This is a genomic window from Paenibacillus sp. FSL K6-2524 (assembly GCF_038005525.1).
In the GTDB taxonomy this organism is placed as follows: domain Bacteria; phylum Bacillota; class Bacilli; order Paenibacillales; family Paenibacillaceae; genus Fontibacillus; species Fontibacillus anaericanus.
Genome location: NZ_JBBOSP010000001.1, coordinates 1,202,936 through 1,218,140 on the forward strand (window position 1 = coordinate 1,202,936; position 15,205 = coordinate 1,218,140).

General features: G+C 41.3%; 14 protein-coding genes. 10 read left to right on the forward strand and 4 right to left on the reverse strand.

All coding sequences use genetic code 11. The features are described from left to right. Positions 1-33: 33 nt before the first annotated feature. Positions 34-1,383, reverse strand: a complete 1,350-nt coding sequence (locus NST85_RS05295) for an aminotransferase-like domain-containing protein (RefSeq protein WP_341188750.1) — start codon at positions 1,381-1,383, stop codon at positions 34-36. A 143-nt stretch (positions 1,384-1,526) separates the two neighbouring features. Here NST85_RS05295 and NST85_RS05300 point away from each other — a divergent pair, with 143 nt between their 5' ends. The 4 genes from NST85_RS05300 (at position 1,527) to NST85_RS05315 (ending at position 5,224) form a co-directional block, all read left to right on the forward strand. Next, positions 1,527-2,459, forward strand: coding sequence for a DMT family transporter (locus NST85_RS05300; protein WP_341188751.1), 933 nt, complete (start codon positions 1,527-1,529; stop codon positions 2,457-2,459). Beyond that, the gene (locus NST85_RS05305; protein ID WP_127192937.1) at positions 2,456-3,307 is read left to right on the forward strand and encodes an NAD-dependent epimerase/dehydratase family protein; all 852 of its coding nucleotides are present in this window, start codon (positions 2,456-2,458) and stop codon (positions 3,305-3,307) included. The genes NST85_RS05300 and NST85_RS05305 overlap by 4 nt, the downstream gene beginning before the upstream one ends. Before the next feature lie 81 nt (positions 3,308-3,388). Continuing rightward, positions 3,389-3,955 carry a hypothetical protein gene (locus NST85_RS05310; RefSeq protein ID WP_341188752.1) on the forward strand — a complete coding sequence of 189 codons (567 nt, stop codon included), beginning with the start codon at positions 3,389-3,391 and terminating at the stop codon, positions 3,953-3,955. A gap of 66 nt (positions 3,956-4,021) precedes the next feature. Continuing rightward, complete coding sequence (locus tag NST85_RS05315) at positions 4,022-5,224, forward strand: SDR family NAD(P)-dependent oxidoreductase (RefSeq protein WP_341188753.1); 1,203 nt, start codon at positions 4,022-4,024, stop codon at positions 5,222-5,224. A gap of 101 nt (positions 5,225-5,325) precedes the next feature. Here the strand turns inward: NST85_RS05315 and NST85_RS05320 are convergent, their stop codons facing one another. After that, on the reverse strand, positions 5,326-5,940 hold the full coding sequence (locus NST85_RS05320; protein ID WP_307401472.1) for a TetR/AcrR family transcriptional regulator: 615 nt from the start codon (positions 5,938-5,940) through the stop codon (positions 5,326-5,328). Between the two features lie 221 nt (positions 5,941-6,161). On the opposite strand from NST85_RS05320, the gene NST85_RS05325 reads away from it, so the two are divergent. Continuing rightward, positions 6,162-7,025 (forward strand): hypothetical protein, encoded by an 864-nt coding sequence (locus NST85_RS05325; protein ID WP_246054166.1) that lies wholly within the window; start codon positions 6,162-6,164, stop codon positions 7,023-7,025. A 143-nt stretch (positions 7,026-7,168) separates the two neighbouring features. Here the strand turns inward: NST85_RS05325 and NST85_RS05330 are convergent, their stop codons facing one another. Beyond that, the gene (locus tag NST85_RS05330) at positions 7,169-8,077 is read right to left on the reverse strand and encodes an EamA family transporter (RefSeq protein WP_341188754.1); all 909 of its coding nucleotides are present in this window, start codon (positions 8,075-8,077) and stop codon (positions 7,169-7,171) included. Between the two features lie 207 nt (positions 8,078-8,284). Between NST85_RS05330 and NST85_RS05335 the strand changes: the two genes are divergently transcribed. The 3 genes from NST85_RS05335 (at position 8,285) to NST85_RS05345 (ending at position 12,014) form a co-directional block, all read left to right on the forward strand. Beyond that, positions 8,285-9,775, forward strand: a complete 1,491-nt coding sequence (locus NST85_RS05335) for an alpha/beta hydrolase (protein ID WP_341188755.1) — start codon at positions 8,285-8,287, stop codon at positions 9,773-9,775. Between the two features lie 305 nt (positions 9,776-10,080). Continuing rightward, a complete protein-coding gene (locus NST85_RS05340) occupies positions 10,081-10,428 on the forward strand; it encodes a hypothetical protein (protein WP_127192930.1) in 348 nt (115 codons plus the stop codon). A gap of 203 nt (positions 10,429-10,631) precedes the next feature. After that, positions 10,632-12,014, forward strand: coding sequence for an MATE family efflux transporter (locus NST85_RS05345; RefSeq protein WP_341191074.1), 1,383 nt, complete (start codon positions 10,632-10,634; stop codon positions 12,012-12,014). Positions 12,015-12,071: 57 nt separating this feature from the next. Here the strand turns inward: NST85_RS05345 and NST85_RS05350 are convergent, their stop codons facing one another. Next, the gene (locus NST85_RS05350) at positions 12,072-12,956 is read right to left on the reverse strand and encodes a LysR family transcriptional regulator (RefSeq protein ID WP_341188756.1); all 885 of its coding nucleotides are present in this window, start codon (positions 12,954-12,956) and stop codon (positions 12,072-12,074) included. A 182-nt stretch (positions 12,957-13,138) separates the two neighbouring features. Here NST85_RS05350 and NST85_RS05355 point away from each other — a divergent pair, with 182 nt between their 5' ends. Together NST85_RS05355 and NST85_RS05360 are read left to right on the forward strand one after the other, a co-directional pair. After that, complete coding sequence (locus NST85_RS05355) at positions 13,139-14,116, forward strand: ABC transporter ATP-binding protein (RefSeq protein ID WP_127192928.1); 978 nt, start codon at positions 13,139-13,141, stop codon at positions 14,114-14,116. A gap of 15 nt (positions 14,117-14,131) precedes the next feature. Continuing rightward, a complete protein-coding gene (locus tag NST85_RS05360) occupies positions 14,132-15,205 on the forward strand; it encodes an ABC transporter substrate-binding protein (protein WP_341191075.1) in 1,074 nt (357 codons plus the stop codon).

The following is a 15,205-nucleotide window of genomic DNA, read 5'->3' on the forward strand; positions in this document are numbered from 1 at the left end:
AGAGAGGGGAGGACCCTCTCTTTTTTGTTGAGATCAACTCAAACGACGTGCTTTCTTAATTTCTGCGAAAAGTGCGCTAATACCTTCCTCGATTTGATCCTCGACCACTTTTGTTATACTTAACTTCAGCATGGACTGTTGCTGGTCAAATGAAGGCAGATAGGAGTGCTCTATCTCTTTTAAAATAACTCCCTTTTTACTTAATCTATTAATCAATGAAGGGACGTATAATTGTTCTGGTAACACAATATGAGTGTGGACCCCTGAACTAATCTGGGCGTGATGGATATCATCGGTATCATTGAAAGTGTCGAGCGCATGATTTAACTTTTGCATTCGGTTGTAATAGGTCGTCTTTATTTTTTGCTTACGACGTTCGAACATTCCGCTCTGAATATAGATTTCCAAAGCGGCTTGCGAGAGCATGGAGCTATCAATATCGGACAAGCGCTTATGCATACTGAAGGTGTCTAGGAGAGCCGGAGGTAGGACTGCTACACCTAACCTGAGGCCAGGAAATAAAATTTTCGCATAACTTTTTAGATATATGACATGTGATGAACCATAGGCAAAGATGGGATCGGATTTGGTGTCGGTCTCCATGTCAGCTAAATAATCGTCTTCAACGACATATACGTCATAGCGCTTGGCTAACTCGCCAATCGCTTTTTTGGTTTTCTCAGAATAAGACGTTCCGAGGGGATTGTGAAAACGGGGAATCGTATAGAACATTTTGATATTCCCCGTGCGGAATAGATGCTCCAACTCATTTAGATCAATACCGCTTTCTGACCGAGCAATTCCTTTAGCTGGGATCCCATAACTACCAAGTAATTGGATCATCAGATGATAACTCGGTTGCTCTAGAAGTACGGTGCGTTTGCCACTTGGGAATGGCATCGTTGATAGAATCGCTAGTGCCTGCTGCACACCCGAAGTAATCATAATATACTCTGGTGAAGTGAATACTTGGTGGTTAGTGAGATGCTTACTCAGTACATTAAGAAGCGAAGGAAGCCCTTGTGGCGTTCCGTAGGTAAACAAATGACTTCTATACATATCGATGGCTTTGTTAAGGCAATGCTGGAAATCTAAATAAGGGAATAGGTTGGGGTCAGGAGCTGCAGATGAAAAGTCAATGACAGAGTGACCAGCAGAAGGCTCCAAATCAACCTTCTTCAGCACTACATAATATCCACTTTGTGGGATGGAATAGACGAGATGGCGTTTCTCTAGCTCGGAATAGGCACGAATGATTGTGCTTTTGCTGCAGGAGTAATGTTCGGCCAATTGGCGGATGGACGGAAGCCTCTGACCTCCGCGGATCTCTCCATCATCAATTCTTCGCTCGATATCGTTCATTATTTTCGCATATTCCTTCATAGCGCTTCACTCCTGATAATTAATTGTATCGGTACAGTTTGTGTATATTTAGATTGTTAGGTCAGTGCTTAAACCTTATGCTTGAGTTCATCAAGCTGGCCAGCTTTGACAAACTCTAAGTTATTAGAAAGGTGGGAATAGAGATGAAGGGACCCAAAAAGGTCTATCTGTTGGCTCTATTATACGCACTTATTATTGGTTTCTCCTTCTTGTTTACGAAAATAGCCCTGAATTTCGCAGATCCCATCGACACCGTTGCTTATCGATTTACTATCTCGTTTGTAGCGTTAGGTATTCCTGTACTAGCAGGATGGATTAAGTTAGATATGAAAGGTCGCAATTGGCTACGCTTGTTGCCGCTCGGATTGGTATATCCTACAGCGTTTTTCGGGGTTCAAGCTTTTGGTCTTACGCATGCAACTTCCTCTATCGGAGGTATAATTTCAGCTTCATCGCCGGTATTCACTCTAATCCTTGCTGCACTCTTTCTAAAAGAGAGAACCACTTGGATTCAGAAACTGTCTGTGTTGTGCTCGGTCGGTGGGGTGATCTACATTATTGTGATGGGCGGAGCTTCGGCACAGGGTACGAGTGCTTTAGGAATATTTCTGCTCCTCTTGTCAGCATTTTTACTTTCATTATATGGTGTAGTTGCCAGGTATCTAAGAGATGGATTTACCGCACTTCAAATGAGCTATGTGATGATGCTCTTCGGATGTGTCAGCTTCAATGCATTATCGATTACTAATCATGTGATATCTGGGACGATGTACGAATTCATTGAACCTTTAAGCCATCCTCAGTTTATCATTTCCATTGCGTATATTGGGTTATTGTCTTCGTTAGTTTCTTCATTGTTATCCAATTACGTGTTATCTAAGCTTGAGGCCACCAGTATGAGTATGTTTGTGAATCTGGGCAACCTTATTTCCATATTGGCAGGAGTTATCTTTATGAACGAGCAGCTTAGGTTTTATCATATCATTGGTGCAGCATTAATTATTGCCGGTGTAATTGGGGTTAATTATCGGGTACGTAAAGTAACTGAGATTGAAATGGAGGCCAAAACGGGATGAAAATCGTAGTCGCAGGAGCAAGCGGCATCGTTGGAAGAGAACTAGTAACTATGTTAGTCCAAGCCGGACATGAAGTCACTGGCTTGATCCGAAACCCGGATTATATTCCTGTGATTAAGAATATGGGGGGCTTCCCAGTAACGGTAGATATATTTGACCGTGAAGCAGTATTTGAAATTATAAGGGGAATTCAACCGGAAGTTATTATTCATCAACTGACGGCCCTAAGTGCTCGTAACTTTGTAGATAATGCAAATATTCGGAAAGAAGGGACGCGTAATCTCGTAGATGCGGCGTTAGCTGTTGGTGTTCGTAAGATAATTGCGCAGAGCATCTCATGGGCTTATTCTCCCGGAGGGGAACCAGCTAAAGAAGATGAGCCACTTGATATAGAGGCCCCTATGCCTAGAAGAACAACAGTCGAAGGGATTCAAGCTTTGGAGAGCAAGGTGACCGAAATGCCGGAGCATGTCATTTTACGTTATGGACTATTTTATGGGCCTGATACTTGGTATGCAACAAACGGTTTTGTTGCTGAGCAGGTACGGCAAGGTGAACTAGCTGCGAGTGAAGGAATTAGTTCCTTCGTGCATGTGAACGATGCGGCCCGTGCAGCACATCTTGCATTAGATTGGCCCTCTGGTACATTCAATATCGTGGATAATGAACCTGCACCCGGAACGGAGTGGCTGCCGGTCTATGCGGATGCGATAAGCGCACCAGCACCTGTGTTTCAGAGTGAAAGCGGCAGGGGTGAACGGGGGGCATCCAATAGTAAAGCATTAAAATATGGTTGGCAGCCTCAGTTTACTTCTTGGCGCGATGGATTCAAAGTTGGTCTGATGTAACAAATTGAATATAATCACCTAAAAATTGGCACATAGATATGGATCAGTTATACTTATTAAAAGAAGCTGAAACACTTCGAAATGGCAAAAATGGTAGTTACAAAGGTGAAGGGGAGAAAACAAATGAAGAATCTTGTACTATCATCTTTACTCGTTGTATTCATTACTCTTTTGTCTGGGTGCAATAATAAATTAGAAGAACCACCGGAAATAGTGATTACTACCGGCGATACGGAAATAGAATATGTGGTTGGACTTAACCAATGGAATGGCGCTAAATATGACAGGGAGGGTACCTTTCAGACTATCATGAGGGAGAAATCGGCCTCAGAACTTCCTTATATCAAAAAAAATGCAGAATTCCATATTGAGTTTAAAGGTGCTGCTCCAGATTCAATTGAAATGCTAGATTATGTGTTGGATGCAAGTGGTGACATTAAATATACGGAAAAAGAAATAAAAGTAGTTCCATTTGAATTGGAAAATAAAAAAGGATCTTTTGTTCTGGATACAAATTTAGCCACAGGATTAAGTTCTAACAGTGCAGATTATGAGCCAGGTGCTTCAATCAGAGGTTTTCAATTGAACTGTACCTGGGGAGAAAATGAAAGTGAATATGCATTTATCATTAGAAGTGATGCTATGTAGCTTAAGACATCCCTGCGAACGTTATCTATCTATGTGTGTGACACTAGGGCATCATAGGAGGTAAGTATGCTTATAGAAAAGAGCAATTTTAAAAGAGATCATTTGAAGAATGTCACTGTCCTTTTAACTGGTGGAGGCGGTGGTATTGGTTACGAAGCGGCAAGAGCACTTACTTGGCTGGGGGCAAATGTCGTTATTGCTGAGATCGATACAACGACAGGGATGCAAGCACAGACAGCGATTAACAAAGAACTGAACACTGACAAGGTGTGGTTCTATCCTATTGATATCTGCAATGTACAAGAACTCGATATAATGAAGCTATCAATCAATAATCGATTTGGTGCTGTTGACGTGATTTTTAATAATGCAACAGTTACACCATTTGGAGCCATTGAGTCTGTGAGTATTCAAGACTGGGATCAGAGCTATTTCGTAAATGTTAGAGCTCCAGTGTTATTAATCCAGAAGTTTTTACCGGATATGCTCAAACGCAACGCAGGTGTGATTGTTTTTGTACCCTCTTCAGGTGCTGCGCCGTATATGGGAGCGTATGAAGTGTTCAAGACAGCACAAGTTGAATTATGCAATACTTTAGCCGGGGAAATGGAAGACACTAATATTATTACATACGCAATTGGACCAGGCCTTGTAAAAACGAAAACGGCTCAAAAGGGCATTGAAACGATTGCTCGGCTTATGAATATGTCAACTGAAGAGTTTTATAGAGACAATGAAGGGCAGATTCTTGATGCAGAGGCAGCCGGCACGGGATTTGCAATTTCTGTTGCACTGGCTAAACAATATAACGGTCAGGAGATTGGCTCTATACAGGCGCTGATGGATGGTGGAGTCTATACTCAAAATACAATAGATCGTTCAACATTAATGCTAAATGAAGAGCAAAGGCAAGAATACAAGCTCAGATTAGGAAAAATAGTTAAAACCTATACCGAGCAATACAAAGGATGGTTTAAACGCAATATTTTCGAGCGTCAATGGGTTCTGAGAGATTTCAAAAAAACAACGGGGATGTCCGTGGATGAAATGCAAAGTGTGTTGCTGCAACTATCCATGGCAATAGAAAAAGAAGATTATTCTACTATAGATGACTACAAAGGTCAGCTTTATAAACTGAAGATTTATTATGAACGACAGCATAAATTGTTGCAGGGATATGAAAAGGATCCACATAAACTACAGGAGAACTCTGGTTTCATTATTTCTTGGATCGAAGATTTGGATAAAATATTGTCGTTGTCTTTATAAATAAAATCACTTGTTCGAGGTTCACCAATTAAAAATGAACCGCAAAAAAAGACGAACCTCCTATAGTAGGGGGTTGTCTTTTTTGCGCTGTTTCCATGCTATTAGGTAAGTGGTTTCAAGTCCTGACTATTTAGGTAATCCAAAAATTTTGGTATTCCGTCTTTTAATAAGTAGTGATAGACCTCAGATATATCCTCAGGAGATGAAACGTTTGAACCCAATACCATTTGAAGTGCTACACCATCTATCGCACCTATTAATAATGAAGCAAAGGCACGACTGTAACGATTTTCTTCCTTTTGGTATAAGAGTTTAATAAGGTCCTCGGTTCTAGTGATCCATTCCTCATATTTCTCTTTAAACTTTAATCTAAGCTCTTCATTTCCAATAATGGCTTCTTGTGCAAGATAGAACTGTAATCTATTATCTGAAGGTTTTTCAAACCTTTTTAAGATATTATCCCTTATCTCTGCTATCACAGCTTCATGATTCTCTTGTGAATTTTTGGATTTCTCAGCGATCCGAGTAGATTCACTTAAACTATTATCCATTACATCATAAAGTACTTCTTCTTTATTTTTATAATGATGATATATGGCTCCCGTACTGAGTCCTGCCTCTTGTGCAATACCTCGCATAGTAGCACCTGTAATTCCATGTGCAATGATTACCCTTTGGGCGGCCTGCAATATCTTTTCTTTGCCATCACTATTCATCAAAACTACCACCATCCTGCAATTTTTCCTGTTTGTATTGTCTTCGTTAGAACTTTCAATAATAGTACCATATTAATACAGACACAACCAATAGAATGAAGGGTCTAAAAGGGATTTATTGGATTGACATTGTGGTATAATCTGGATACAATGTAACCAAACCGAACGTTCGTTATGTACCTAAAAATTTACATCTACTTATATCTCTAGGAGGGCGTAAAATGCAAATTCCGTTATGGCAATACATGGTATCCATGGTTGTTTATATTGGTTTGCTTATGTTGATTGTTGGTTATATGCGCGAGCATGTGAAATTCGCCAACGTATTCTGGATTGGTTCACTTGTCACTTTTCCAATGTGGATTATGGGTGGAGTTGTTGGGTGGTTTAGATGGTCCAAAATACTCAGTGTCATTTTTCCAACTATCTTTGTGGGTTTTTCACGCCTAGCAAATGCCGATAGTTTAGCGGGTAAATTTAAGGGTAAGTTCTGGGATTCGCTCCGCAAGGAGTGGGTGCTGTGGATCTTATATGGAGTGCTTTTCCTTAATATTGCAGAAGCGACGATCAAAGATTTCACATTGGGAAATATTTTTAATGCTGCTTGTGGATTTCTGCTTTGTGTAACCATTCCTTTTCCACTAAAGCGTAACTTTTGGAAACTTGCGGGTAAAAATGGCGAGCTATTAGTATATACAACCATTGCATGGAACTTTCTATACACGACTTGGAATGCGTGTTTCGTATATGGCGAATCCCCCGTATATTTTGCAAGTTCAGTATGTATTCTATTAGCCGCAGAGCTATATCCTGTACTTAAGGGAAGACCTGAACTATACGTTATTGCCCGAGTTTATACTTTAGCAACTCACTTAATTATTAGAGCATGCTTCCCTAATTTATTCCCAGCCCTTATGGATTCATCTTCCTGGTACAACGCAGGGGTGCTTAAGTATTGGGGTATAATAAACTTCGTCCTGATTGTACCTTATGTATTTTGGCATATGTATCAGCTCCATACGGGGAAGGCCAATATCAGCTTCCGTAGGGGGAAGGTAGATAACACAGCAATAGAAGCTGCGTAAGAGCATTTGTATTTATGTTAGCTAATGACATAATGATTTAATTAAATAAGGCCTCCCTGGATGACGGAATTGATCCGTTGTCTCGGAGAGGCCTTTTCTCGTTTAACTATAGAGTTTGAATCTTATGTAACTACTTCTATAATTCAGAGTTCATCAGCAATACCCAACAATGCGATACCGAGAATAACAACCACAACAATCGTGTACTGAACCTTACTTAGTTTCTCTTTGAGGAATATTCGGGATAGTAGCACTGAGAATATGCTGTATGAGGCAATGAGTGGTGCTGCGATGATGGCATTACTAGCCATAGCAAAGACATAGAAGAACTGGCCGGTAGTTTCTAGGATGGCGGCGAATCCTTTGTTTCGTTCTTTAAAAACGTTGAACGTTTGTTTCTTAACAAACTTTAGATATGTAAATGACACCACGGCACAAATGAAAAAGGTGAATTCATAAGCTAGTAAGGCGGAGTCTTCAGTGATCAGGCTTAATTCATCCAAATAAATTGCATCAGCAAAGGTTCCCAGTCCATCGATTAGACAGTATAGAAGCGGAAAGATAATGGCCATAAAGCCGATTTGATATTTTTTATCGATTAGGGTGGAGCTAAGTCGGAGTGCCTGTTGTTCGGCGATTTTCTCCGAAATAGCAATTCCGATAACGCCCAGGGTGATAATGGATATACCCAAAATTTCAACTACACCGAGCTCGTGAGTGAAAAATATGAACAATAATATGGCCGTTACGGCTCCGGAAGAATTTTGCACAGGAGATGCAATTGAGAGCTCTATGTATCTCAAGCCAATATAACCGATCGTCATCGATAAGATGTACAGTGCAGATACAGGCAAGTATCGCAGCAAATCTGTTGGATCAAAGGTGATTCCCTTGATGAGCATATAAGCCGTGGCATGAATCCCCATGACCAAGCCGACCATAATGACGATCTTAATATGACTGAACCTATCATCAGGATCCGAACCTTTTTTATAAAATAGGTCAGCACCTCCCCAAGCGAGAGCTGTTATTAAAGCAAATACAAACCACATGATAAATTTCCCCTTGTTCTAGATTGGACAAAACCGCTATGTCCAAATTGAATAGTACCTTAATTCATCGCAGGTTGCGATAAAAAATGTCATTTGCATCTCTGCGAAACCAGTTATTTTAAACCAAATTTAAACATAATCGGTATTCGATCTTAAACTTGCTCAACTAGTATTAAAGAATCAACGATGAAAAGGGTGGAGTACGAAATGAGATCGCTAGAATTGATGCTAACTATAATCTGTATGCTCCTGCTGGTGCATTTATTTAGCTATAAGCTAACCAAATTAACGGGGGCTGTTGTGTCTGCTGCTAGTGGTGTTGCCTTGTTTATGCAATTGATAATTGAAGGTTACAGATGGCAGATGTTGTTTGTGTACTGCGTCACTGTGATTAGTATCAACGTTGTTATGCTAAGACGGCGGAATACACCAACTCGGGACAAAACCAAGAGTCCCCTGGCGTATATTTGCTACTTATTAATGGGAGGGCTAATTGTTATTTCGATCGGTTTGTCTGTTTATTTGCCAGTATTCAACCTTCCTACTCCAACTGGTGCTGACAAAGTGGGAACACAAAGTTTTTACTTTAAGGATGAGCGCAGAGATGAGACTTTTACGGATGATCCAGCGGATAAAAGGGAACTGATGGTCCAAATTTGGTATCCTGCTGGGCAAACGAAGGGAAGCAAGGAAAGCCCGCTTTTTCCCGAAGATAAAAAGGTATTTAAGAAGTTTATAGCTGCATACGCAGAACCATTGAATTTACCGCCATTTGTGCTTGATTATTGGAAATATATGAAGAGTAACTCTTATGAAGACGCTGAAGTAAAAGCCTCTGAAACACCATATCCGGTTATCATACTGAATCATGGTATGGGGACAGGAAGATTATTACATGCCTCACAGGCTGAAAATTTGGCGAGCCATGGTTATGTCGTTGTTGCAATAGACCATACTTACAATACAGCAGCAACCGTTTTCCCAGATGGACATGTTACCAGTTTTAACACAGACGAAATGGATATGGATCGAAACACAAGCTCTAACTTACTACTGGAGGTATGGACACAGGACGTTGAGTTTGTCTTAAAACAGATGAAGGAATTAAATTCTGGCGGTATCCAAAGTCGATTTAATGGAAAATTGGATATGGGCAACATCGGGGTTATGGGACATTCCTTCGGAGGGGCAACGGCATTCAATGCATATGATTCAATTTCTGAACTAAAAGCTGGAGTTGATCTAGATGGTTCATTATTTAACTTGGACAGCAAATATGAAATTACCAAGCCGTTTATGTTCATCCAATCTGAGGACTTCATTAAAATTCAGGAGAATAGCAGCAAGGAGATTTCAGATCAAGACTTAACGAAGATGAACTTAACCAGGGAGGAATTAATTAAGCTTATTGATAACATGCATAAGGAAAACGATATTATAAATCAAGTTATTCAGCATGGGGGGACTCTGATTGATATTAAAGGCACGGCTCATTATAATTTTACGGACTTCCAGCTCTATTCAAGTCTGCTAAACTTGATGGGAATGACAGGTGAGATTGAAGGAAGCAGAGGTGCGTATATTGTTAACCAATACGTTCTCGACTTTTTTGACAAACATCTAAAGGGAACCGGAGGTCAACTGCTTGAGGGACCGAGTCCAGATTTCCCAGAGGTAGAGTTCCCTCAGATTCGTTAATTGATGAGATTCTATTGTGGAATTAGGTATGTTGAAATAAATCATGATGATATAGCGGAGAGAGCGAAATGATTCTGAAGAAGCGAAGCGTTCGCCTTTGTCCCCGAATTTCAACCATTATAACAGCTCAATCAAGAAATTTGGGGACAACAGCGATCGTAAGAACTTTTCGCTCTTGGAGTCTATAATCACAATGAATAGTTCAATTTAATAAGTGGTCGAAATTAACTTCATAGAATTTTGAGATTTTGGATATGTGCGAATACTCCTCAGCATAAATATGTACTAAGAGGAGCGTGAACACATTGGACAAGAAAGTGAAACGATACTATCAACTGAAGCAAAGTCACAAGGAGATAGAGCAAGAATTGGCGGAATTACGTAGTGAAATCATGAATCATTGTGCAGAGCAGGATGTATCTGATCTTGAGGTAGGAAGTTATAGGGTGAAAATTGTACATCAAGTGCGGAAGGAATACGACGATAACAAGCTGTATCAAGCACTGCCTGATCCCGAAGTATGGCGTATGCTCTCTAAGCCGGATTCATCCAAGGTAGCTAGTTTGATTAAACTGAATGTCATCTCGGAAGATAGTATTAGAGATACATTTTCGCTAAAGAACATAACACTACTTCAGGTGGATAAAAAATAGAAAGACAGTTGTGGTTGTGTAGAAAAGGAGAGACGAGCCTATGAAGAAGGGGTTCGTCTTTTTTATTTTCCAAACTTTGTAATTTAGCAACACTTTTCACATCACGGTTCTGTTTAGGAGTGGTATAATTAAGAGTGATTCGACATTTATCGATGTATCTTGACATAACCTAGCAAAGAAGTGATGATGCGGTGAATAAAATAATGCCGAGTATAAACCGAAAATCGGTTTTTTTATTGAATAAATACTTTACAGGCAAAACGATGGATTATAAACAAATTATCGCTATTATTATTCCGATTTTTGTGGATCAAGCTTTTATTATTTTGATGAGTTTGTTGAATACGGCGATGATCAGTTCCTCAGGGGTAGCAGCCGTTAGTGCGGTGAGTATGGTAGATTCGCTTAACATCTTCTTGGTCAATGTTTTTGTTGCTGTGGCGACAGGTGGTACCGTCATTGTGGCGCAATATAAAGGCAGTGGGAATCAAGAGATGGTATCGAAGGCTGCTGCGCAAGCCATATCCGCAGTTGCGATATTATCTTTATCGATCAGTGCTTTTGTGATCGTATTTCATACACCTACTCTAAACCTGCTATTTGGGAATGCTGAAGCAGAGATATTCGAAAATGCGAGGATTTTCCTCATCGGTAGTTGTATCTCTTATCCATTTATTGCGATTTTTCAAGCTGTAAGTGGTGTGCTGAGAGGTGTTGCAGAGACCAAAGCATGTCTCGGTTTATCTTTAATTATGAATCTAACTTACTTAGGTCTAAATGTTTTGTTTATTACGGTTTTTGATATGGGTGTTATAGGGTTAGTTATTTCAATGATTTCAGCTAGAGTTCTCGGAATGGTTGTTTCATTAGTATATTTGTTGAAGTATAATCAAACGTTACGCTTCAAAATAAAAAATGCCCTGAAACTTAATTTTTCGATTCTCAAGAAAATAATGTTCATCGGGCTTCCGTTTGCTGCAGAACAGATGTTTTTCAATGGTGGTAAATTATTAACACAGACGTTTATTGTTCAGGTTGGGACGGTTGCGATTACGGTAAATGCGATCAGTGGCTCCATATCGTTATTATTTCAAATCGGCGGGAGTGCGCTAAGTATTGCCGTTGTAACGGTTGTTGGTCAGTGTATCGGACGCAGAGAAATTGAGGATGCCAGGAAGTTTATCAAATCATTTATCGGACTTTCTACGGTGTTCTTCGTTGTCGTGACGGCAATCATCATGCCATTATTCCCGTTTATTGTGAGGTTGTTCTCTCCACCAGAGGTAATGATTCCTACCATATTCTCACTGATGGTACTAATAGCGATTGCTCAACCTATATTGTGGTCACTTAGTTTTGTTATGCCTTCGGCATTACGGGCAGCAGGCGATTCTAAGTTTACGTCAATGTCCTCCTTGCTTTCTATGTGGTTATTCCGTGTAATATTAGGCTACATTTTAGGCATTACTCTTAATTTAGGTATTATGGGAGTATGGGTAGCCATGGTCTCTGAATGGAGCATTCGTGGATTTGTGTTCGCATGGCGGTTCAAAGGCGATAAATGGTATAGGCACAAGTTGATATAGAGTAACAATGTATATCAAACGATCCACCAAGCTTATGCTAAGTGGATCGTTTTTTTGTTAGAACAAATAATTACTGAATTGATTGATCAATGCGGAACGATGCCGTTCCTTATTGGTCACGGCAAATACATAACGTTCAATCAGATTCCCGGGAATCGGGCGCATTTGAAGCAGTCCGCGCTGGACTTCCGCCTGAACGGCCATGCGAGAAACGAAAGATACATGCTCCCCAAACATAACTGTTTGTTTAATAGCTTCAAGTGAATCCAGTTCCAGATAGGAAGATAGACGTCGCTCATGGTGTTCCAGCCATGTCTCCGTCATCCTACGGGTGCTGGATTCTTTGCCATGAAGAACAAAGGGGAAGGAAGAAATTAGTTCAGGTGTTACATTTTCCAGAGAGACCAATGGATGAGTTGGTGAACAAATGAGTACCAAATCGTCTGCACAGATCGCTTCCGTAAGCAACCCAGGAGCAGAAAAGGGTTCGGTCGAGATAATGCCAATATCGATTTCATGGTGTTCTAGCATATTTTTGATCACGGGAGCTGTTTTGACAAATAGAGAAAGTTGGATTCCAGGATGCTCCTTACCAAACCTATGCAATAATGCGGGAAGTACATAAGTAGCCGGAACATAACTTGCTCCGATGCGGATGCTACCCTTGCGGAGTGTGTCGAACTCCAATACAACCCGCTCCGCCTCGGCGGCGAGTGCATTGATTTTGACTGCGTAATGGAGCAGAGCGTAGCCCGCATCTGTGAGAATGATTTTTCCCATTCGCGATTCGAACAGCTTGACTCCGAAGTCTCGTTCCATGTTCTTCATATGAAAGGTGACGGTCGGTTGTTTTAATTCAAGGATGTCTGCGACAGTTGTAATCTTGTTGTGCTTTTCGAGTAACTCCACGATATGTAGCTTTAGTAGATTCAAATTTAACATGATCATCGCTCTCTTTCGTTGTTCCTTATCTATAGATTTAATCTATGAATGTTAACAGTATTCATTGAAATAATTAATTCTGCCTTTACATTCGTTTAACACGGGCATCGTATTTCACACGTAAACTTGTATTTGTAAGATAAACATTGCACAACGCCAAAGCATACGAGGAAGGTAATGATATGGATTTGAACATACGCGGGCTCGGTAAATCCTTTGGTGGAACTGTTGCCTTGCACCCGACGGATTTGACTGTACGTCAGGGAAGCTTTACGACACTGCTAGGCCCTTCGGGCTGCGGGAAAACAACAATTCTGCGCATGATTGCAGGGCTAGAAACACCGGATATGGGTACGATCTCGATGGGTGAAGAGGTGATCTTTTCCGGTTCAGCGAAAAGAGCGGTACCAACACATCAACGTGGTTTCGGGATGGTGTTTCAAGATTTTGCCCTATGGCCGCATATGACGGTATTTGAAAATGTTGCCTTTGGACTTCGCGCGGGGAAGCGAACCTCCAAAATCCGTGAAACCGTGATGGAAGCATTGGACAAGGTTAAGCTGACAGGGATGGCAGAGAGATTTCCGCATCAACTGTCTGGGGGGCAGCAGCAGCGTGTAGCTTTTGCGCGTGCCGTAGCAATTACGCCACGTCTAGTGTTGTTCGATGAACCGCTAAGCGCACTGGATGCAGTACTACGAGAGGACATGCGCGTGGAAATGATGTCATTAGTTCGTGATCTGGGGCTTACAGCTCTGTATGTCACACATGATCAGATTGAGGCGATGTCCATGTCGGATGAAGTGGTGGTTATGAATAGTGGTTGCATCTTGCAATCGGGAACACCGGAAGAGGTTTATGGTAAACCAACAGATGCTTTTGTAGCAAGATTTATCGGCAAATCAAACTGGCTTGTGCCAGAACAAACGATGTTCCGTCCAGAGCATCTTTTATGGGAGCCTACTGAAGAAGAATGTCACTCTTATCAAGTTGAGATCACACATGTCAGCTACGTAGGCGAACGTTATGAACTCAGGCTCAAAGCGGAAGGACATGGAGAGCAATGGACCGCGTATCACCATACTCGACAGGTTGTAGGTACGAAGACAGAAGTTTATTTACCGCATCATCGCCTTCATCACTTGGATGAATCTAAATAAAGGGAGAGATTAATGATGGTTAATTTTAATTCGATTAAGATGGGATGGAAAAAGGGAACTTCGCTTACACTGACTCTGGCACTGGGGTTAACGTTGGCAGGCTGCGGAAGTAATGCTAATTCGACTGCCAAAGAGGCTTCGGCGTCAGCAAATAACAGTGCAACGAACACTCAAGCAACCGATCAAAAACTCGTTGTTTACAGTGCGGGACCAGAAGGCCTAGCGAACAAGATCATTGAAGGGTTTGAAGCCCAAACCGGCGTGAAAGTGGAAATGTTCCAAGGAACAACAGGCAAAATTCTAGCACGTATGGAGGCGGAGAAAGCCAATCCGGTCGTTGACGTTGTGATTCTGGCATCGCTCCCTTCTGCACAAGGGTTGAAGAACGATGGGTTGACACTACCTTACCCGGAAGCAAAGAATGCAGATAAGCTTAACCCGGACTGGTCCGATAAAGAGGGGAACTATTTTAGCAGTAGTGCTTCTGCCCTTGGTATTGCTTATAACACGAAGCTTGTTACAACCCCTCCAACATCTTGGGAAGACTTGACGAAACCAGAATATAAGGGGCAAATCAATATTCCTGATCCAACATTGTCGGGTTCTGCCCTTGATTTCATAACAGGTTATATCAGTGACAAAGGAGAGAGCGGCTGGTCCTTGTTCGAGCAATTTAATAATAATGATGTAGCTGTTGCAGGTGCCAATCAAGAAGCACTGGATCCAGTCATCACAGGTGCCAAAGGCATGGTAGCGGCTGCGGTTGACTACATGACTTATAAGGCAAAAGCTAAGGGAGAGCCGGTTGATATCGTGTATCCGAAGGAAGGTACTGTGATTAGCCCACGTCCCGCGGCGATTATGAAATCAACTCAGCATGAAGAGAACGCCAAAGCATTTATTGATTACTTACTATCTGATGAAGCTCAGAAGTTGGTATCTGATGCAGCTCTCCTCCCAGGCCGTACCGACATCAAAGCTGAGAATCGCGCTAACCTGGATGAAATTCCACTGCTCAAAGTTGATTGGTCATGGATGAATGAACATGGAGCAGAAGTGAGTGATAAGTTCACACAATTATTTAAGTAA